The sequence below is a fragment of the Accumulibacter sp. genome (genome assembly GCF_029255145.1).
Taxonomy (GTDB): Bacteria; Pseudomonadota; Gammaproteobacteria; order Burkholderiales; family Rhodocyclaceae; genus Accumulibacter.
Genome location: NZ_JAPUVQ010000071.1, coordinates 1 through 18,394 on the forward strand (window position 1 = coordinate 1; position 18,394 = coordinate 18,394).

18 protein-coding genes and 1 pseudogene are annotated in these 18,394 nt (G+C 60.7%); 15 read left to right on the top strand and 4 right to left on the bottom strand.

Annotated features, from left to right (window positions below; translation table 11 throughout):
- Window positions 1-60 precede the first annotated feature (60 nt).
- From Q1L50_RS07420 to Q1L50_RS07430, 3 genes are read left to right on the top strand one after another with little or no spacing between them, the layout of a single operon-like run.
- On the top strand, window positions 61-2,031 hold the full coding sequence (locus Q1L50_RS07420) for a DNA polymerase (RefSeq protein WP_300337181.1): 1,971 nt from the start codon (window positions 61-63) through the stop codon (window positions 2,029-2,031).
- Window positions 2,032-2,085: 54 nt separating this feature from the next.
- Window positions 2,086-2,364, top strand: coding sequence for a VRR-NUC domain-containing protein (locus Q1L50_RS07425; RefSeq protein WP_300337183.1), 279 nt, complete (start codon window positions 2,086-2,088; stop codon window positions 2,362-2,364).
- Window positions 2,361-3,731, top strand: a complete 1,371-nt coding sequence (locus Q1L50_RS07430) for a DEAD/DEAH box helicase (RefSeq protein ID WP_300337185.1) — start codon at window positions 2,361-2,363, stop codon at window positions 3,729-3,731. Before Q1L50_RS07425 ends, Q1L50_RS07430 begins: the two co-directional genes overlap by 4 nt.
- Here Q1L50_RS07430 and Q1L50_RS07435 read toward each other — a convergent pair.
- Window positions 3,707-3,856 carry a hypothetical protein gene (locus Q1L50_RS07435; protein WP_300337187.1) on the bottom strand — a complete coding sequence of 50 codons (150 nt, stop codon included), beginning with the start codon at window positions 3,854-3,856 and terminating at the stop codon, window positions 3,707-3,709. The two genes, Q1L50_RS07430 and Q1L50_RS07435, sit on opposite strands and share 25 nt — an antisense overlap.
- A 32-nt stretch (window positions 3,857-3,888) precedes the next feature.
- Here Q1L50_RS07435 and Q1L50_RS07440 point away from each other — a divergent pair, with 32 nt between their 5' ends.
- The 5 genes from Q1L50_RS07440 (at window position 3,889) to Q1L50_RS07460 (ending at window position 6,818) form a co-directional block, all read left to right on the top strand.
- Entirely contained in the window at window positions 3,889-4,329 is a 441-nt protein-coding gene (locus tag Q1L50_RS07440; protein WP_300337189.1) for a DUF2924 domain-containing protein, read from the top strand.
- Entirely contained in the window at window positions 4,326-5,660 is a 1,335-nt protein-coding gene (locus Q1L50_RS07445; RefSeq protein ID WP_300337190.1) for a recombinase family protein, read from the top strand. Before Q1L50_RS07440 ends, Q1L50_RS07445 begins: the two co-directional genes overlap by 4 nt.
- On the top strand, window positions 5,657-6,061 hold the full coding sequence (locus Q1L50_RS07450; RefSeq protein WP_366145223.1) for a hypothetical protein: 405 nt from the start codon (window positions 5,657-5,659) through the stop codon (window positions 6,059-6,061). The genes Q1L50_RS07445 and Q1L50_RS07450 overlap by 4 nt, the downstream gene beginning before the upstream one ends.
- 135 nt (window positions 6,062-6,196) lie before the next feature.
- Window positions 6,197-6,391 carry an antitoxin VbhA family protein gene (locus Q1L50_RS07455; RefSeq protein ID WP_300337192.1) on the top strand — a complete coding sequence of 65 codons (195 nt, stop codon included), beginning with the start codon at window positions 6,197-6,199 and terminating at the stop codon, window positions 6,389-6,391.
- 142 nt (window positions 6,392-6,533) lie between these two features.
- On the top strand, window positions 6,534-6,818 hold the full coding sequence (locus Q1L50_RS07460) for an integration host factor subunit beta (RefSeq protein WP_300337193.1): 285 nt from the start codon (window positions 6,534-6,536) through the stop codon (window positions 6,816-6,818).
- Between the two features lie 50 nt (window positions 6,819-6,868).
- On the opposite strand, the gene Q1L50_RS07465 is transcribed toward Q1L50_RS07460, so the two are convergent.
- Window positions 6,869-7,423 (bottom strand): hypothetical protein, encoded by a 555-nt coding sequence (locus tag Q1L50_RS07465; RefSeq protein WP_300337195.1) that lies wholly within the window; start codon window positions 7,421-7,423, stop codon window positions 6,869-6,871.
- A 72-nt stretch (window positions 7,424-7,495) separates the two neighbouring features.
- The gene (locus Q1L50_RS07470; protein ID WP_300337196.1) at window positions 7,496-8,227 is read right to left on the bottom strand and encodes a UPF0149 family protein; all 732 of its coding nucleotides are present in this window, start codon (window positions 8,225-8,227) and stop codon (window positions 7,496-7,498) included.
- A gap of 479 nt (window positions 8,228-8,706) precedes the next feature.
- Between Q1L50_RS07470 and Q1L50_RS07475 the strand changes: the two genes are divergently transcribed.
- Together Q1L50_RS07475 and Q1L50_RS07480 are read left to right on the top strand one after the other, a co-directional pair.
- Window positions 8,707-8,952 (top strand): hypothetical protein, encoded by a 246-nt coding sequence (locus tag Q1L50_RS07475; protein ID WP_300337197.1) that lies wholly within the window; start codon window positions 8,707-8,709, stop codon window positions 8,950-8,952.
- Window positions 8,953-9,121: 169 nt separating this feature from the next.
- A complete protein-coding gene (locus Q1L50_RS07480; protein WP_300337199.1) occupies window positions 9,122-9,763 on the top strand; it encodes a hypothetical protein in 642 nt (213 codons plus the stop codon).
- A gap of 166 nt (window positions 9,764-9,929) precedes the next feature.
- Here Q1L50_RS07480 and Q1L50_RS07485 read toward each other — a convergent pair.
- Window positions 9,930-10,145: pseudogene (locus Q1L50_RS07485) on the bottom strand (ATP-binding domain-containing protein); the annotation flags it as partial.
- Window positions 10,146-10,440: 295 nt separating this feature from the next.
- Here Q1L50_RS07485 and Q1L50_RS07490 point away from each other — a divergent pair.
- From Q1L50_RS07490 to Q1L50_RS07510, 5 genes are all read left to right on the top strand, one after another.
- Window positions 10,441-12,513, top strand: a complete 2,073-nt coding sequence (locus tag Q1L50_RS07490) for a DEAD/DEAH box helicase family protein (RefSeq protein ID WP_300337200.1) — start codon at window positions 10,441-10,443, stop codon at window positions 12,511-12,513.
- Complete coding sequence (locus Q1L50_RS07495; protein ID WP_300337202.1) at window positions 12,510-12,743, top strand: DNA modification system-associated small protein; 234 nt, start codon at window positions 12,510-12,512, stop codon at window positions 12,741-12,743. The genes Q1L50_RS07490 and Q1L50_RS07495 overlap by 4 nt, the downstream gene beginning before the upstream one ends.
- Complete coding sequence (locus tag Q1L50_RS07500; RefSeq protein ID WP_300337204.1) at window positions 12,740-14,725, top strand: AAA family ATPase; 1,986 nt, start codon at window positions 12,740-12,742, stop codon at window positions 14,723-14,725. The genes Q1L50_RS07495 and Q1L50_RS07500 overlap by 4 nt, the downstream gene beginning before the upstream one ends.
- On the top strand, window positions 14,722-15,120 hold the full coding sequence (locus tag Q1L50_RS07505; protein ID WP_300337206.1) for a hypothetical protein: 399 nt from the start codon (window positions 14,722-14,724) through the stop codon (window positions 15,118-15,120). Before Q1L50_RS07500 ends, Q1L50_RS07505 begins: the two co-directional genes overlap by 4 nt.
- 452 nt (window positions 15,121-15,572) lie before the next feature.
- Window positions 15,573-17,714: a sigma factor-like helix-turn-helix DNA-binding protein gene (locus Q1L50_RS07510; protein ID WP_300337207.1), complete on the top strand. Its 2,142-nt coding sequence runs from the start codon at window positions 15,573-15,575 to the stop codon at window positions 17,712-17,714.
- Window positions 17,715-18,394 lie beyond the last annotated feature (680 nt).

Sequence of the window (18,394 nt, forward strand, 5' to 3'; positions counted from 1 at the left end):
CCTTGCACTCCTAGCGACGCTTGGTCTATGCCATACGAAAATTATGGCCTTCGAAATAAAGTGCTACTCGCAATTCCGGAATTCTACCTACATTCCCGGCCGGGATCAGGAAATCTGAACTTCGACCGCGTGGTGCTCGGCCATGCGCTGCCCGTGCTCTGCCCACCGATCGAACGTATCCACGACACGATGGTCATGGCACTGGCGCACGGCCTGCCGGGTGCGCTCGATACCCTGGGCAACCTCCCAGGCATCCCGCAGGAGCAACGGAAGGACAAGCGTGGGCGCGACCTTATCAACCTGTTCTGCAAGTCTCGACCGGCCGGCAGCGCGCTGCGCCGCGCGACGCGCACCACCCATCCCGCGCAGTGGGCTGAGTTTATTGCCTATGCCGAAGCCGATGTCCTTGCCATGCGTGCGATCTACCGGAAACTCCCAAGCTGGAACTACCGGGACCGCGAGCTGACGCTCTGGCATCTCGACCAGAAGATCAACTCCCGTGGCGTGGCGGTCGATCTCGACCTCGTGCAGGCCGCGATCCGCGCCGCGGCGCGCGCCCAGACCCGGCTTGCCGTACAGGCGCAGGATCTCACGCACGGTGAGGTGCAGGCGGCCACACAGCGCGACAAGATGCTGGCCCACATCCTGGCCGAGTACGGTATCGGCCTGCCCGACCTGCAGGTCAGCACGCTGGAGCGCCGGATCGAGGATCCGGACTTGCCCTCGGCGCTACGCGAGCTGCTGGCGATCCGGCTGCAGGCGAGCAAAACCAGCGCCGCGAAATACTTACGCGTGCTCCAGGGCACCAGCAGCGACGGCCGCTTGCGCGGGCTGTTACAGTTCTGTGGCGCGAGCCGCACCGGACGCTGGGCAGGGCGCCTGTTCCAGCCGCACAACCTGCCGCGCCCGGTGCACCCACAGAAAGTCATCGACCTGGGCATCGAGGCCATGAAGGCCGACGCCGAGGATCTGATCTTCGACGACGTGATGATGCTCGCTAGTTCCGCGATCCGCAGTGTGATCGTCGCCCCGCCGGGCAAGAAGCTGGTCGTGGCTGACCTCGCCAATATCGAAGGCCGTATGCTCGCCTGGTTGGCTGACGAGGAGTGGAAGCTGCAAGCCTTCCGCGACTTTGACACGGTCACCGGCTGGACGACCAATGCGAAGGGTGAGCCGGAGGCGATCCGCCGAGGCCCCGACCTCTACGCCCTGGCCTATGCCAAGTCCTTCGGTATCACGGCCGACGACGTGATGGACAACAAGGAGAACGGCGATGGTTCGATGCGCCAGGTCGGCAAGGTGCAGGAACTGGCACTCGGCTTCGCGGGCGGCGTCGGTGCCTTCATCACGTTCTCGCTGGTCTACCACATCGACCTCGACGCAATGGCCGAGGCCGCCATCGCCGGGCTCTCCGACGACACCCGGCGCGCCGCGCTGGAGGCCTGGGCATGGGCCGAGAAGAAAGGCCGCACCTTCGGCCTGACGAACCGTACCTATGTCGTCTGCGACGCGTTCAAGCGCCTGTGGCGTGAGGCCCATCCTCATGTCGTGAACTTCTGGACGGCGCTCGAGGACTGCGCCCGGCGCGCCATCCTCTTGCCCGGCGTCACCTTTCCCTGTGGTAAGTTGAAGCTGCGCCGGGATGGTGCTTGGTTGCGCATCGCGCTGCCGAGCGGGCGTTGCCTCTGCTACCCAAGCCCGCAGGTCGACGCGCACGGCAAGATCAGCTACATGGGCGTCCACCAGTACACCCGCAAGTGGCAGCGACTCAAGACCTACGGCGGCAAGTTGGCCGAGAACGTGACGCAGGCCGCCAGTCGCGATGTGCTCGCCGACAGCATGCCGGGAATCGAGGGCGCCGGCTACGAAATCGTGCTGACCGTCCATGACGAGATTCTCAGTGAGGCGCCCGACACGCCAGAGTTCAACGCCGACCACCTAGCCGGTCTGATGGCCACCGCGCCGAGGTGGGCCACGGGCCTACCCCTCGCGGCGGCCGGCTTCGAATCGTATCGATACCGAAAGAACTGAGATGGACGTCCTTCCTGACACCTCCATCGATGTCGCCCACCCGGCAGGCCGCCCATGATCCGCGCGATTCGTGAGTCCGACATCGAGGACTACCTGGTGCGCCGAGCCAACGCGCTCAGCGGCGAAGTGCGCAAGGTGAAATGGATCGGCCGCCGCGGTGCGCCAGATCGCGTGGTGATGCTCCCGGGCAGCCGCTTGTATTGGGTCGAACTCAAGCGCCCCGGCGAGCAGGCCGAGCCGCATCAGGCCCGCGAGCACCTGCGCATGCGTCGCCTGGGGCAGCAGGTATTCGTCGTGGACTCTCTCGATGCAGTCGATTTGCTACTGCGATGATCTTCTCTCCGCGCGACTACCAAGGCGCCATCGTTCGCCACATCATCGAGAATCCGCGCTGCGCCCTCTGGGCGGGCATGGGCACCGGCAAGACGGCTTCGACGCTGACAGCGCTGGAGGACCTTGATCTCATCGAGGTTGTCTATCCGGCACTGGTCATCGCCCCGCTGCGCGTGGCCGAGTCGGTCTGGCCGGACGAGGTCGGCAAGTGGGATCACTTGAAACACCTGCGCGTCTCGCCGATCGTCGGCAATGTTCAGGAACGCCTGCAGGCGCTGCGAGAGCCCGCCGAGATCTACAGCATCAACTACGAGAACCTGCCGTGGTTGGTCGAGCACCTGGGCGAAGCTTGGCGATTTCGCACGGTCATCGCCGACGAGAGTACCAAGCTCAAGGGGTTTCGCCTGCGTGAGGGAGCGCAGCGTGCCCGTGTCTTGGGCAGCGTAGCGCACGTCAAGGTCGAGCGTTTCATCGAACTGACCGGCACCCCGGCACCAAACGGACTCGCTGATCTGTGGGGTCAGATGCATTTCCTGGACAAAGGCGCCCGCCTGGGTCGCACGCATTCGGCGTTCACCGATCGCTGGTTCCGCTTGAAATACGACGGCTACGGGCTAGAGCCTTTGCCGCATGCGCAGGGCGAAATCCAGGCGCGCCTGGCGGACCTGTGCCTCACGATCACGGCCGCTGACTACCTTGACTTGCCGCCCTTGATCGAGAACGAGATCAAGGTGGACCTGCCGCCATCGGCGCGCCGGATCTATCGCGCCATGGAAAAGGCAATGTTCGCCCAGATCGACGGGCACGACGTCGAGGCGTTCAACGCCGCGGCCAAGACCAACAAATGCTTGCAACTGGCCAATGGCGCCGCCTATATCGATGATGCTGGAAGCTGGAGGGAAGTGCACGACGCCAAGCTGGCCGCCCTGGAGGACATCGTCGAGGAAGCCGCAGGCGCACCGGTGCTCGTGGCCTACCAGTTCCGTTCCGACCTAGCCCGGATTCTCAAGAGGTTCGGCAGAGCAGCACGCCACCTGGACAAGAACCCGCAGACGCTGCGCGACTGGAACGCCGGCAAGATTCCCCTTCTGGTCGCCCATCCGGCCAGCGCCGGGCACGGGTTGAACCTCCAGGATGGCGGCAACATCCTGGCTTACTTCTCCAGCGGCTGGAATCTCGAAGAGGACCAGCAGATTCTGGAACGTCTCGGCCCCACACGCCAGGCCCAGGCTGGCCACAACCGCGAGGTCTATGTGCATCGCATCGTCGCCAGAGACACCGTCGATGAACTCGTGGCCGTGCGCCGGCAGACCAAGGCCGACGTGCAGCAGCTTCTCCTGGACTACATGAAACGGACGCCCTCATGAGCCGCAACGATGTCCCACGAGCCGTCACCCCCGTCCGCGCCATCGCCATGATCCTGGCGCACGGCGTCCTGCGCCTGCATGAGCGTCAAAAAGCCCTTGATAGCCGCACCGAACAGCGCGTTCATGACTCTGTTCTGAACCCCAAGGGAGATACTGCATGACGGACGTACTGGCCCGGGTGGTGGCCCTCAAGACCACCCCGATTCCCGAATTGAAGCAACTGTGGCGCGACCTGTTCGACACCGCCCCGCCACCCTACAACCGCCGTTTTCTGGAGAACCGCCTGGCCTACCGCCTGCAGGAACTGGCCAATGGCGGATTGAAGACCAGCACCATCAAGCGTCTGGAAGTCCTGGGTGAGCAAGTCGATGGCGGCAAGGCGAAGATTCGCAGCCGCCGCGCTGACGACCGCCCAGTTGCCGGGACCAAGTTGATCCGGGAATGGCAGGGCACCCCCTACGAGGTCGTAGTGCAGCCTGACCACTTCGAGTTCCAGGGCCAGCGGTACCAGTCACTGTCGTCGATTGCCAAAGTGATCACCGGCACGGTCTGGAATGGCTGGATGTTCTTCGGCTTGCGCGCCCGGAGGTCGGCATGACCCCCGCCCGGAAACTACGCTGCGCCATCTACACCCGGAAATCGACCGAGGAAGGTCTGGACCAAGCCTACAACTCACTGGATGCCCAACGCGATGCGTGCGAAGCGTACATCGCCTCGCAGAAGTCCGAAGGCTGGGTGGCATTGTCCGATGCCTATAACGATGGCGGGTACTCCGGCGGCACCCTCAACCGGCCTGGCATCCAGCGGTTGCTGCAAGATGTCCGCGAAGGTCTGGTCGATGTGATCGTCGTCTACAAGATCGACCGCCTGTCCCGATCGCTGGCCGATTTCGCGAAACTGGTCGAACTGTTCGATGAGCAGAAGGTGACCTTCGTCTCCGTGACCCAATCCTTCAACACCACCACCAGCATGGGGCGGCTGACCCTGAACATCCTGCTGTCCTTTGCGCAGTTCGAACGGGAACTTGGCGGAGAACGCGTGAGAGACAAGATCGCTGCAAGTCGGGCCAAGGGTATCTGGATGGGCGGCATGCCTCCGCTGGGCTACGATGTCGTCGAAAGAAAACTGATACCCAATCCCACCGAGGCGGCGCTGGTCAGGCGGATTTTTGAACGATTCATCGCCCTGGGATCCATGGCCACCCTGTCGCGGGAACTGCGTGCCGAGGGGGTGACGACCAAATCCTGGACCACCATCAAAGACAAGGCCCGCGTCGGCAAACTGATCGACAAGGGCTACCTCTACAAATTCTTTAAGAATCCGGTGTTCATCGGGGTCGCCGCCTACAAGGGCAAGCACTTCGCCGGGGAGCACGAAGCCATTCTGGATCGGGCCGTCTGGGAGCAGGTACAGGCGATGCTGGGCCGCGGCGATCAAGAGCAACGTGCCCGCCAGAACCGTCCTTCCCGAGCACCATCACTCTTGAAGGGCCTGATCTTCGCCGATGATGGTTGGGCCATGACACCCGGCGCCACCAACAAGGGCGACAAGGTCTATCGCTACTACGTGAATACCGCCTCGATGAAGATCGGCAAGGACGCCTGCTCGATCTCCCGTGTTCCCGCGGGGGAAGTGGAAGCCGCCGTAATTGCCCAGGTACGCAAAGTACTGCAAGCGCCCGAGGTCATGTCACAGGCCATCCGGGAAGTGCTGGCCCTTGATCCCACCGCCGATGCGCAAGAAACCATTCTGACCCTGCAATCCATCGAACCGGTGTGGGACGAACTGTTTCCCGCCGAGCAGGCCAGGATCATTCAATTACTGGTGGAACGTGTCACCGTCAGCCCCACCGGCCTACGCATCGACATGAAAACCGCGGGCATGAAGGCACTGATCCAGTCCGTCATCCCTGAAAAGAAGGCAGCATGATGGCCACCGGGGACGAAGTCGTTTCCGTCGACATCCCGATGACCTTCAAGAAGCGAGGCGGGCGCAAGGTGATCGTTCTACCCGATGGCACGCACGGCAATCCGCTGCCAATGGCCACCATCGACAACACCATGATTAAAGCGGTGGCGCGGGCATTTCGCTGGCAGAAATTGCTGGAGAACGGTACCTACGGCTGTCAGGACGAAATCGCCAAGGCGGAAAGAATCGGGCCTTCGTTCGTGAGTCGCGTCATCCGGTTGGCGTTGCTGGCGCCGGACATCGTGGAAGCTATTCTTGCGGGCAGACAGCCAGCACATCTCACGCTGAGAGACTTGATGCAGCCGTTTCCGGTGGAGTGGGCGGGGCAGAGGGTGCAGTTGGGGATTGCAGGGCGAGCGTGAGAGCAGGTTTGCCGGCGGATCGTCGTCGCTTACAATCGCAATCGCGGAGACACTATTCGTTAGGAAGCCCTGGTCGAAAACAGCGGTTGCCTGCTTGTCGTGGGAACAACAACTCAGGAAAGGGGGGGCATCCAAATGATCACTGACGAGGAACGTCGGAAGAGGCTGCGGGCATACGAGATCGCCAAGAAAAACTCCATAGACCGAGGCGTTGAGCTGACCCCGGAGACCGAGGAGATATCGAAGCGATTCATCAATGGCGAGATTGGGGAACAGGAGTTCTTCTTGGAAATTTGGAAGCTACTCGGCGCTCCAGCCAGTCTTCATTAGGCCGGTCGCTTCCTTCGGCAGCCGAACACGGGCTTTTGCTGTCCCCCGGCTCCCACACCACCCGCTGTGCGTGCCTGCGTTGGCCGCTCAACGAGCAAGCGCACAGTCGAGCCCTCCGGCGAACCACGTAGAATGTCCCGCCATGACCCGTACCGAACTCATCGACCGCCTCGCTGCCCGCCACCCGCAGCTCGTCGCCAAAGATTGCGAACTGGCGGTCAAAGCGATCGTTGAGGCTCTGAGCAATACGCTGGAGAACGGAAATCGCATTGATATACGCGGGTTCGGAAGCTTTGCGCTGAACCACCGGCCACCGCGGACTGGACGCAATCCAAAGACCGGTGAAGCGGTGCTGGTTCCGGCGAAAGAGGTGCCTCACTTCACGGCGGGCAAGGAACTGAGGGAGAGGGTGAATTCCGGCACATGACCTACAAGATCGGGGCATCGCTCGAACGATAATGGCCTGACCCGCCAGCGTCATTCCTCCACCTTCAGACCGGCGCGGCGCCACAGCTCGTTAAGGTCCTCTTCCACGCCCCAGCCGATGCCCTCACCAGAACGCCGGACATCGTCCAAACGGTCGATGAAGAACTCGCGTTGTTCTTCGGGCAGAGTCATCACCGTCTTCAGGGCATGTTCAAACATCCGTCCCAGTGCGTCGTAGTAGCCACCGTCATCCAGACCGACTTCGTTGCTGAAACCCATGGCCTGCTCACAATAGAACACAGTCAATTCGGCGAGACCCTCCGGTTGTCCCGCGGCTTTCCTGTAATCGGCTATGGGCTTCTTGGCTTTGGCGACGGAATACGTCTGGTTCTTGTACACGTCGGGAGAGGCCCAGCGCTCGATGATGGCCTTGTAGGGGGCGAGTACATCCGCTCCGAGTCCGAAGCGGGCGTGCATGAAGTTCTTGGTGTCGTTGCTGGCGGCGTAAAGGTGCTGCAGGAGACCAACCAGACCGGCGCGATCGAAATCGGCCAGCTTGGCTTTGACATCGCTCCACGTGGGATTGGCGCTTTTCTTGTTCGTCATGATTACGTTCCGGTGAAGGGTGTCCCCGCTTGAACTGTAGGCAACTGGCGTAGCGTCAGCAACTCAGACTCGTCAATGCAACGAGGCCAGAGTGTCGTTCGCTCCGCAGCATTTCTTGAATTTCTTGCCGCTGCCGCACGGACATGGATCGTTCCGTCCGACCTTTGGCCCACTACGAACTACCGGCGAGACATCCTTCTGGCCGCCAAGACGGAAGTCATCCTGCACCACGCCGCCCGCCTGACTACCACGCCTCTCGTTCCAGTAGGCGTGCATCTTCACGAGGGACGGGACGATTTCGTTCATCCATTTCTCCCCATCCCCAAGCTCCTTGGTCAGGGCGATGCCGTCGTCGGTGCCCAAACGGATGAAGGGAGTAAACCAGGGCGGGTGGGCAACACCCAACAAGCTCCATGCTTCGTCATTGAACTGAAAGCCGAGCAAGAAGCCCTCGCACCACTCCGCCGCACCCCATTGGTTACCGCGCCAAAATATGGGCTGAAAAGACGCTGGATCATCGAGAAACGTGTGGATCACGGTGTTGTAGTGCCGCATGACGAGCGACAGGATTCGATCCGCATGTTCCTGACTTACGAAGCCGCCCTCGGCCTCACCTTCGTCCATATCCCACACCCACGGCAGCCATTCAGATGGGAACACGGTGCGTGGGCCGATGGCGATCGCGGTCAGGAAACCCTCCAGCGTGGAGACATCCATCGCCGTGTCCTGAATGGACTCGTCGGCGAGAAAGCCATCGAGTTCATCGAGCTCTACGTCAGAAAGGGGTTGATGCAGATCCGTCATGGTGCCAGCCTCGGTAACAGTGGGTCTCGGGTCGTTGTTTGAGGGATACGCGCCGCTGGACTGGCTTGGGAACTGGCCACGTCAAGGGCAAATTGGGGTGTCAGCGCAGCGGGTGTAGTGCGGAAATCGAGGGCCAAGGGCGGCTCAAGCTGTCACTGAAAATGGCATGCTCCCGGACCATCAGGGTGGCCGCAACTCCCGCAAGGGCCCGGCAGGCCGGCGGCACTCGAAGCCGAACCGGTGACGGCGGCAAAAGCCGACAGCTTCTTGTGCAGGTCGCTGCTGTGGCAGTCTGGGCACTCAGGTGGGGGGAGGACTGGCGTACCAGCTTCTCGATCTCCCTGCCGCAGGCGGAGCACGCATATTCGTAGATGGGCATGATCTGGGTTCTCCTGACCATCCCCAGTGAAATTTCGTTCGATGCGGGTAGCGTGAATTTGTCCTCTGAATTCTGACCCATCTTTGGCTAGAATGATGGCATGCCGAACCAGATTCCGCCACCATCCCCGGAAATCAATCGTCTCAGAGCTGCCGCAGCTCTGATTCCCATCATCGAGTCGGGCCTGTCCGACTCGAAACTGTCCGCCGAAAGAGCGGCGCTAATGGCGTCGTTCTGCGAATGGACGGTAGAGCACCCGTCCGACGATCCGAACTTGGTTCAACTGGCGGAAACCGTGGGTGCCGGCCTGAAACGCATCAAGATGGCGTTGTCCTCCGCAGGATGACACCTCTGGGCCAACGGTTGCCGTGGCGTGCGGACGTACGCGCCCTGAACAACCGAAGACGAACCCTAACGGGGATAGACGTCGGTCGCATCCGGGTTTCACAATCATCCGGGGCTTCTCTGTCGATTGGCGACGCAGCTCGCCCTGTAGCGCATAAAGAGAAGAGGCCATGATAACGAAGAGCGACCCCGGGGTGAAGAACATCGATCCCAAGCTGTTTGTTGAGGCTTTGCAGTACTACATCAAACACCTCCAAGTAGAACTAAGACACAACAGGGCAGATTTGCTCAGGCATCTCGTCGATCCGCTGTGCGCCTTGGTGAATGGTTTCATCGTCAGGTGCAAGGGCACTCAACGGTACGAAGGCAAGCACAGGGAATTCAAGACCAACATGTTCAGCACAATCGAACTCCCGACTAAGGAAGCGACCTACATGGAACATGTGGTTCCTTTGCGTGCCATCGAGGAATACCTACTGGAAAAAAGGAAGACCTACGCCCAGGCTAACCAGCGAAAGAGCCTGCTAGAGCTTATTCAGCATCTCGTTGTACCTTGTGTGGTGAGCAAGGAACATCGTGACAGGCTCGATTCAAAGCACCGGAAAACCATGCCTGATGGCTGGAATAGCGCCAACGACTGGCGCAGTTGGAATGTCTGGGCAAGGTTTGAGCATGCCGCAATAAGGCGACACGAGCTGCAGCCTGACGCGACTCATCTCGCAACTGCCACTGAGGCTCGGCGCATCATCAGATCACTCAGCGAGGAATTGAAGCTACCCGTAGCACCAGTCACGCCAAAACATCGGAGTTGAGGCTGGCTGTCATGATTGTTTTGACGTGGTCAGCGCGATTGTTACCCGTGAGCATTGACCGAACAGGGATCGCGCAGTGTTCATGTGCGTTCAGCCGTTAGTTTGGACGAGGGTATTTCCCTCCCGACCCACGCCGACTACTTGTCGAGCAAGTACGGCCACGCGACTACCGCCCTGTCGCCACCAGACGTTCTTTCAGTTTCGACCAGCGCCGTTCCACCTGCTTACCCTTGACCGCCATTGCCAGTGCTCTTTTCTGGCCGACCAGCACCACCAGCCTCTTACCGCGCGTGATACCCGTGTAGATCAGATTGCGCTTGAGCATCATGTAGTGCTGTATCGAGATCGGAATAACCACCGGGTACTCGGAACCCTGTGACTTGTCCCAGCTGATTCGGCCATCGGCGCGGGAGGAGGGCGGTTAGTCGGGGCTTTGGCAAATCGGACGTCTACAGTTGATTCGCTTCTGCTGCCAGGAGCTTGCCGGCACGCCACTGCATTTCCACCTGCAGCCGCGTTTTGAGGTTGGTGTTAGTTCGCAGAGCTCACGAATCAGTTGTCATCAAACGCGCCAATCTGCGAGAATGCAGAAGGTGTGCATTGCTGCCTCACCAGTAGTCCCTGCGACTGGCTGTGTCGGCGTTTCCTAGCAAAGAGAATAACGCGTCAGCGAAGTAATGTCTTTCGACACGGCCCTTTCGGCCCTCGACATCTCGACGCAATACCGCACAGGTGAATCGGAGCCCGTGGAGGGTTTCTATCGCCCATGCCTTCTCAACTCCAAAGAGTACAAGCGGGCCGTTGGCTATTTCCGTTCGAGCGTTTTCCTGGTCGTTGGGCCGGCCACCATCGAGTTTGCCAGAAGGGGTGGCTACATGCGCCTGGTGTGTTCCCCATGCATTTCCGATGAGGACGCTGAGAGCATCGGTGTAGGTTACGAGGAGAGGATCGGCCGCTTAGTCGGGGAGGAAATCGACGGGCTTCTTGCCGAGAAGTCGACCTCGTATCGGACGCGCGTGCTTGCCACGCTGGTCGCCTGCGGCTCTCTCGACGTACGCGTGGCGCTGAGGCCCAAAGCCTACGGCCTTTACCACGAGAAGATTGGGATATTCTGCGACGAGCGGGGAGGTCGGGTCAGTTTCCTCGGGTCGGGAAACGAGACCTGGAACGGCTGGCATTTCCAGGGTAACCACGAAGCACTTGAAGTATTTCGTTCCTGGGCAGGAGTAGCCGAGGCAGAAAGGGTGGAGAGGCACGACGCCTATTTCGAACGCCTGTGGGCTGGAGCCGTCCACGGGGTTGATACCATGGACTTTCCCGAGGCGGCCCGCCGCAGGCTAGTCGAAGCATCCCTCGGTGATCCATGCGACATCGATCCGTCCGCACTCGATCCGCGTCCGGCGGAGGGCCGGAACCCCCTTCCCCACCAGAGTGGTGCAATCGCCGCATGGAAGGCGGCTGGGCGCCGTGGTGTCTTCGAACACGCTACTGGCAGCGGGAAGACCTTCACCGCCATCATGGCCATGCGGGAGCACCTTTCCGCGGGACTGCCGGTTCTCGTGCTCGTGCCCAGCCGCCTCTTGCTTAACCAGTGGGCTGGGGAAATCCGCGCCGAGATTCCCGAGGCCGCGCTGCTCCTCGCGGGCGCGGGTAACGAGCGCTGGCGGCAGCCTGGCCGGCTGCGTTCAATGACGGACCAGGATCCCGGGCACGGCCCCCGCATAGTCCTCGCCACCATGCAGACCGCTGCCGGCGACGATTTTCTGCGCTCCTTCAGGGGTGGCCCTCACTTGATGATCGTGGTCGACGAGGTCCACCAGTCTGGCAGCGCCTTCAACTCCCGGGCGTACACCATAGAAACTGGCCCGCGCCTCGGACTAAGCGCCACGCCAAACCGACACGGTGATGGGGAGGGAACGGCGCGGATGTTTGGCTACTTCGGTCCCGTCGTCCCTCCCCCCGTTACTCTGCGGGACGCCATCAAGGCCGGCCGGCTAGTCGAGTACGAATACCATCCGCATCCGGTGCGTCTGACAGCGAACGAGGCCGAAGAATGGAAGGTGCTCACCCTCCGTATCGTCCGCGAGATGTGGGGTGTTAGGGAGGAAGGTGGCCCATCGGCACTGACCGACAGAGCCAAAATGCTCCTTATCCAGCGGGCTCGAATCGCCAAGAAAGCCTTGATGAAGATTCCTCTGGCTGCGGAAGTCGTTGCTTCTTCCTACAAGTCCGGCCAGCGCTGGCTCGTTTACTGCGAGGACGGAGAACACCTGCGCGAGACCATGGAAGCCCTACGCACTCGAGGCCTTAACCCCATCGAATATCATAGCGCGATGGGAGGTGACCGCAGTGCCACTCTTGACTGGTTCCGCATGTTCGGCGGCGTCCTAGTGTCGATCAAATGCCTTGATGAGGGGGTGGACATACCGGCTGTGGACCACGCCATGATTTTGGCGTCATCGCAGAATCCCAGACAGTTCATCCAGAGGCGTGGTCGCGTTTTGCGGAAGGCGGACGGCAAGAGCCTGGCCGTGATACACGATGCCATCGTTGTGCCGGTAAGCTTGCAGGACGAACCAGAGCAGATCGCACTACTCAGGAGTGAGTTCGCACGGGCGGTGGAGTTCGCCGAGTCAGCGATAAACCGCGGGGCCGCCGCAGAACTGCGCGCGCTGGCCGGGCAGATGGGGTTTGACCCCGTTCGCGCCGGAAATGAAGGAATTGAAGAGGAAGAGAGAGGAGAAGAATGAACGAGAGGAACAGCCAACGGGAAAGCCTCCCGCCCGCGGACATCGCCCTGGCGACCCTGAAGGCGGTTGCCGCTGAAATCGCCCTTGACATTCCCGAGAACGTGATCGAACGTCTCTACGTGCTTCAAAAGCGGCACCAGTTCGATTCTGACCGCTCCGCTTCCATCCAAGAAATGAAGCGCATACTGGAAGCCCATGTCGAACGTCCTGGGAACGAGGAAACGGAATGAAACTCCTATCCCTCGGCATGGAGAACTTCATGCCCTACAAGGGCCGTTCTGTGGTGGAGTTCCCGCAGGATCCCGTGCGCAACGTCATGATCATTTTTGGCGACAATATGCGCGGCAAGACGAGCTTTCTCAATGCGCTGCGCTGGGCGTTCTACGGGAAAGCGTTCGGGCGCCACCTCCGCGAAATCCCGTTGCATGAGATTCTAAACAACGAGGCTGCCCTCGAAGGGGACTTCACGATCGAAGCCTCCGTCCAGTTTGAGGCGGATGACCGTCGCTACGACCTTCGCAGGCGCGCCGTAAAGCGGAGCATGGTCGCGGTACCGAGTCGGCCTGAGGATTTCACGGTTGTCGTCGCCCTGCAAAGGGATGGAGTGGCGCTGCCTGGCCACCTCATAGAGGCTGAGATCAACCGCTTTGCTCCGGAGCAGGTCTCGCGTTTCTTTCTCTTTGACGGGGAACTCCTCCAGGAGTACGAGACGCTTCTTATCGAAGGCAGTGATCAGGGGAAGCGAATCAAGGAGGCCATAGAGCAGGTTCTAGGCGTTCCAACTCTGATCCATGGCAGGGATGAGGCGGCCACGCTGCTCAAGCAGTTCCAACGGCAACAGTCGAGAGATCTCGCCCATGTCGAGGGGTTGGAAAGGCAGGCCGAAAAGCAGTCCACCCTTCAGGTCCGACAGGAATCCCTGGAGAATGATCTCCGCTCGCTTAAGGATCGGCTCGCCAGGACCAGATCGGAGCGTACTGTGCTAGACGACGATCTGGAGCAAGTCGATTCCATCCACCGCGCGAAGACGCGATTGGATATGCTGGAAACGAGGCAGCGAGAGATTTCTGATCGTCTGAAGGATACAGGCACCGAGCGGCTGGCTTTGCTCCGGGACGCATGGCGTGACTTGCTGCAACCAAAACTCGTCGCCCGAAAAGCGGCGCTGTTCGATGAGCAATCCGGTCTCACGCGGGAAATGGAGAAGCGCGGACGACTCGAGTCCAAAGCAAACGCCCTGCGCCGAATCCTCGAAAACTCCATTTGCCCAACCTGCGGGCGGCCAACCGAGGAATCTCAGCGGGCCGAGACCGGTGCAGAACTTGGCCGCATCGAGGCCGACATCAGGGCTTGCTCGATTGACCATTCGTCTCTAGCTGATGTCTCAGCGCGCATCCGTGAGATAGACCGTCTGACACGTCCCGGAGTTGGCACCAAAATAAGGGCTTTGGACTCTGAGGCACTCAGGCTCGGGGTGGACCTCACGACAGTCGAAAATGAGGTCGAACGGCTTGTCGAGGAGATCCACGGCTACGATACGGCCGACATTGCCCGGAAACGTGCCCAGAGGGACGGCCTACTTCGCGAGGAAGGGCTCCTTGGGGGGGATATCGGCGACCGCCAGCGGAAGCTGGACGATAACCGCCGCGAGTTGACAGTCATCGCCAGGACGTTGCAGAACCTCCCGCAAGCGCGAGCTAGTCGCAGCACCGCTATGGTCAAGGCATGCATGTCCGTGGAGAGGGTTTTCAGTGACAGCATTGAGCGCCTTCGCGACGACCTAAGACGGCACGTGGAGCGGAGGGCCACGGAGTCCTTCCTCAAGCTAACCACACAACATGCCTACAAAAAGCTGGAAATCAACGACAACTACGGTCTGACGATCCTCGACGAGACGGGTTCTCGGGTGACCGTGCGCAGTGCGGGAGCCGAGCAGATCGTCGCTCTGTCCCTCATAGATGGGCTTGCCCGGACTGGCCGCGCGGCGGGACCGGTCGTGATGGACACACCTTTCGGGCGTCTGGATTTGCGGCATCGGCACAACATCCTTAGATACCTGCCGACGACTACCGGACAGTTGGTGTTACTGGTCCACGACGGGGAAATCCGCAGAGAGACCGATCTGGCCCCCGTCGCTGAACGCGTTGGTGCCGAATATGAGATCCGCGAGATTTCCGCCAGGCACTCGAGAATCGAGAAGGTGACTTCATGAGCCAGCCGTTCCAGCCCTCCGAACCGACAATGATCGGCCTCAGCGAAAAGGCGCATCCTCTCCTCAGGCGGCTCAAGGAAGACGGGCATTTCGCGGAGATGGCCGATGCCTATCGCTTTGGCATTGCGTTGGCGCTCGCCCACGGGGTGATTCCCGACGAGCCTACGGCCCCGCGCGCCACCATCTTTAGCGTGGCGACTGTCGACCCTGACCGAGAGATAGCTACCGCCATCCGGACGATAATCGACACCGAAGGCCTGCCCGTGTACCGTTGGGCTGAGCGCTTGGCTGAGTGGGGCGTTGCTGAGTTGGCCCGCAGGGCGGAGGATGGGGACGTCGACGTTGCTGCCCTTCTAGAGGAGGCTGCGGCTCTGTCGGAACAGGGAACCGAATGAGGCCGCTGCGCGCCTTCTTCATTTTGCAATTGGCGAACGGGACGTGTGAGGTCACTGCCCACAGGGAACTCGAATCCGTCGAGGAAGCGTGGAAGGCACGGCCTGAGGGAGGCCCCTCGGCTGCGATCCACGTCGGGTTCTGGCGCCCCGGGGCCGAAGCGTTCGCGCAGACTCTTTCCGCTTGGCCCGGACGTGTGCTTCTTAGCTCGTCTACCCGACACGCTCTTCCCTCTGGCTTCGCGGCTTCGGCTTTGCCCGTGGGCGAGGCCGCCGGACTACCCCTCCACTTAGCCCTTTCCGGGTGGGGATACGAAATCCAAGATCCGTCGCAGGGGAGTACCGCCCTGCACACCACGAAGTGCCAGTCCTCAATCCCCAGACCCTTCGGTGACTGGTGCTCCGCTCTTCCGTCTGAAGATCCACAACTCGCAGCTGCTGCGTCAGCAGCTGGTGTGACTGACGAGAGGTCCTATCTCGACACCGAACCCTTGCTCCCGTCCTGGCTCAGGGATCGTCTTGGCCGATTCCGCTTCGCGCATCTTTCCGGGGACGCCGAGCCTAAGGCTGCGCGCATCCTCGACCTTCTTCAGTTCACCCCTCCGTGGCTCCTGTCGCTGCCAGTTTCCTCGCTGAATCTTTCGGTCCGCGGCTGCAACGTGCTCGAGTCGACATCTATCGTGACCATCGGCGATCTCGCCGCATACGGTTCGAGGGGGGTATGGCGTTTCGCGAATCTTGGCCGGAAAACCTATTTTGAGATTTGCGAACGGATCGTTCGTGCATTCTCCGCTGGCAACGCGTCGGCCCACTACGCCCTTTTTCTGCCCGGGACCGTGCGCCAGGGTGCCGTCTCTAAGGGAACGCTCGCCGCGGATCGGCAAGACGAGCGGCTTGGCGAGGTCGGCCCAGCACCCGTCGTCTCGTTGAAGACCGCGCTGGAAGCGTTCTTCAGCCTACTGACCCCGAAAGAGCAGCAGATCATGAAGATGCGCATTGGCGTAGGGGGTGCTGCGGCAACGTTGCAGGAGATAGGGGACGTCGTAGGCGTAACACGTGAGCGCATCAGGCAGATTGAGAGTCGCGCAGTGGCGAAACTAAGGCAGCTTCCGTATTGGAATTCAGACTTACCCAGGCGTCTTGACGCTCTGCTTGAGGGCAGAGAAGACTGTCTGCCGTTGGAGGGTCTGGAGGTACTGGATCCTTGGTTCAAAGGCGCTGCGGATAGCAGTTCCGTTTTCGGATACGTCGCCGAGCTTATACCCGAGACCCCGTTTCACCTCGTACGGGAAGGCCCCTTAACGTTCGTGTCGCGCGCCTCCCAGGATGACTGGGACGCTGCTATTATCACATCGCGCCGCCTTCTTGCTGGGCTGGTTGGGACACGGACGACCCTCGCGGACGCCAGGGCGCTGGTGGACGGATTGCTCACTGGAAACGGGGAGGAACTGCGCCACGAACTTTGGCACTCGGCCGCTCGTCACGCGCATTTCGCGGATGAAGGATCCGGTCCCATCTTGGTCAGCTACGGCTTCGGCGCGAATCATCTGGTTCAGGCGGAGCTCAGTGCGTCCGACCGACCACTTCATTTCACGGAGATCCACGCGCGCCTGGTCCAGTCCCAACAGCCATGTGATGTTAGGCGTGTCCACAATGCGGCTGCGGCAATTGGGCTTCTTTACGGCCGGGGCATATACGGTGCTGAGCGGCATTTCCCCCTCGACGATGCAGAAACTAAACTCGTAGTCAGCGAAACCGAGGATATCGTGGGGGGGTACGCCCCGGGGCGGCAGTGGCACGCTCGTGAAATCTGCGACGCGCTGGAGGAACGGGGCTTCGAATTCGGCGGGCGACTTGACCCCTACGTGGTTTCCTTAGCTTTGCGCGGCTCCATTCGTATGACCTACCTCGGCCGGATGGTCTGGGTTTCTTCCGCGTCCGGCACAACCGGATCTGCGAACCGCCTTGACGTACACCAGGCGATCGTCTCTATTCTTGAGGATGCGGGGGCGGCCCTTTCCACTTACGACGTCAGGGCGAGGCTTTCCCGGGAACGCGGCTTGAACTGCTACTTCCAGATCCAGCCGGAGGGACAGGTCGTACGGCTGGGGGTCGGGATGTGGGGCCTCATGGCGCGCGACCTGCCATTCTCCGAAAATGAGGCTTCGGACTTTGTGCGGGAGATTCGGCGCATTCTCACCGAAAGGTGCAAGGGCCTGCACATTTCCGAAATTTACGACGCTGTGTCGCCGAGGCTTCCTGCCGCCACGAAGGTTCTGGATCCGGCTCTATTTATTGGTCTTGCCCAGAAGAACGTAGGCTTCTCAGTGGCCAAGGGGCAGTACCTGTACCTTTCCGAATGGGGTGGGTCTCGCCGATTAACGATAGGCGAAGCTGTTGCTTCAGTGCTCGAGGAGGCTGGCCCCGCGGGCCTACACTCGGAGGAGGGAGCCCCGCGTATCGCTTCCCTCATCGAGCGCCCCTTCCCGAAGAGTCTTTACGCCGCGTCATGCAGATCGGCTGGGGCGATATACTCAGCGATTACGGGTCGATGGCATCTTCCCTCAGAGGACGACGGCGAAGACGAGGATGCGTGAATCTTCCGTCACAATTGATCCGCGGCCGGGCGCAGGACTCTCTGCAACCAGTATTCGGGGGACAACCACGGCTCCCCAACGTGTAGCTGACTTGTTGAGAGGCGCTGTCGCCGCCCCGGCCTTCTAATTCAATGTGGTGTGAAGCTCACTGTTTGTCGCCCAAGGTCGGCACAGGACGCCTTTGTCATTTCTCCGATTGTTGTGGCTAGCGCGATTCGCTGGCTCAACCCAAAGGTTTTCAGGAGTTCTGCCCCTCTTTTTTCTTGCAACGACAGACTCGGAAGCGCGACAATTCGTTACGTGTAATACGAAAACTCGTCTTGTTTTTGCGTGACGAAAAATATCAAGAATAAGGGCAAACTATGGTGCGACCAAAGGTGGTAGAACCGCGGGAGACCACGGCATCCGTACGTATGAGCATCGCCGAGAAGTCCGCTTTAGAGGAGCGGGCTAAAACGAAGGGGCACTCGTCCCTCAGCGACTACCTGAGGGCGCTGGCCCGCGCTGACATCGACGCGGTGAAGGGCAGGAAGCAAGACGAACGGATAGCTAGGCCGCGGTGAATGTCAAGGTAGTTGTCGCCTGAGTTCATGTTGCCAAACGCATACTTTTTGCGCGAGCGGTGGCCGCAGAGACGACTTCGTCACGCTCCGGGTTGAGTGTCACGGCGCCGATCGGCG

Coding starts and splice junctions, on each gene's coding strand:
- Q1L50_RS07435 (WP_300337187.1), bottom strand. CDS start 3,856: ATGAACGCGCTGTTCGGTGCGGCTATCAAGGGCTTTTTGACGCTCATG.
- Q1L50_RS07430 (WP_300337185.1), top strand. CDS start 2,361: ATGATCTTCTCTCCGCGCGACTACCAAGGCGCCATCGTTCGCCACATC.
- Q1L50_RS07495 (WP_300337202.1), top strand. CDS start 12,510: ATGAACGAGAGGAACAGCCAACGGGAAAGCCTCCCGCCCGCGGACATC.
- Q1L50_RS07505 (WP_300337206.1), top strand. CDS start 14,722: ATGAGCCAGCCGTTCCAGCCCTCCGAACCGACAATGATCGGCCTCAGC.
- Q1L50_RS07460 (WP_300337193.1), top strand. CDS start 6,534: ATGACCCGTACCGAACTCATCGACCGCCTCGCTGCCCGCCACCCGCAG.
- Q1L50_RS07445 (WP_300337190.1), top strand. CDS start 4,326: ATGACCCCCGCCCGGAAACTACGCTGCGCCATCTACACCCGGAAATCG.
- Q1L50_RS07425 (WP_300337183.1), top strand. CDS start 2,086: ATGATCCGCGCGATTCGTGAGTCCGACATCGAGGACTACCTGGTGCGC.
- Q1L50_RS07470 (WP_300337196.1), bottom strand. CDS start 8,227: ATGACGGATCTGCATCAACCCCTTTCTGACGTAGAGCTCGATGAACTC.
- Q1L50_RS07490 (WP_300337200.1), top strand. CDS start 10,441: ATGTCTTTCGACACGGCCCTTTCGGCCCTCGACATCTCGACGCAATAC.
- Q1L50_RS07480 (WP_300337199.1), top strand. CDS start 9,122: ATGATAACGAAGAGCGACCCCGGGGTGAAGAACATCGATCCCAAGCTG.
- Q1L50_RS07455 (WP_300337192.1), top strand. CDS start 6,197: ATGATCACTGACGAGGAACGTCGGAAGAGGCTGCGGGCATACGAGATC.
- Q1L50_RS07450 (WP_366145223.1), top strand. CDS start 5,657: ATGATGGCCACCGGGGACGAAGTCGTTTCCGTCGACATCCCGATGACC.
- Q1L50_RS07440 (WP_300337189.1), top strand. CDS start 3,889: ATGACGGACGTACTGGCCCGGGTGGTGGCCCTCAAGACCACCCCGATT.
- Q1L50_RS07475 (WP_300337197.1), top strand. CDS start 8,707: ATGCCGAACCAGATTCCGCCACCATCCCCGGAAATCAATCGTCTCAGA.
- Q1L50_RS07465 (WP_300337195.1), bottom strand. CDS start 7,423: ATGACGAACAAGAAAAGCGCCAATCCCACGTGGAGCGATGTCAAAGCC.
- Q1L50_RS07500 (WP_300337204.1), top strand. CDS start 12,740: ATGAAACTCCTATCCCTCGGCATGGAGAACTTCATGCCCTACAAGGGC.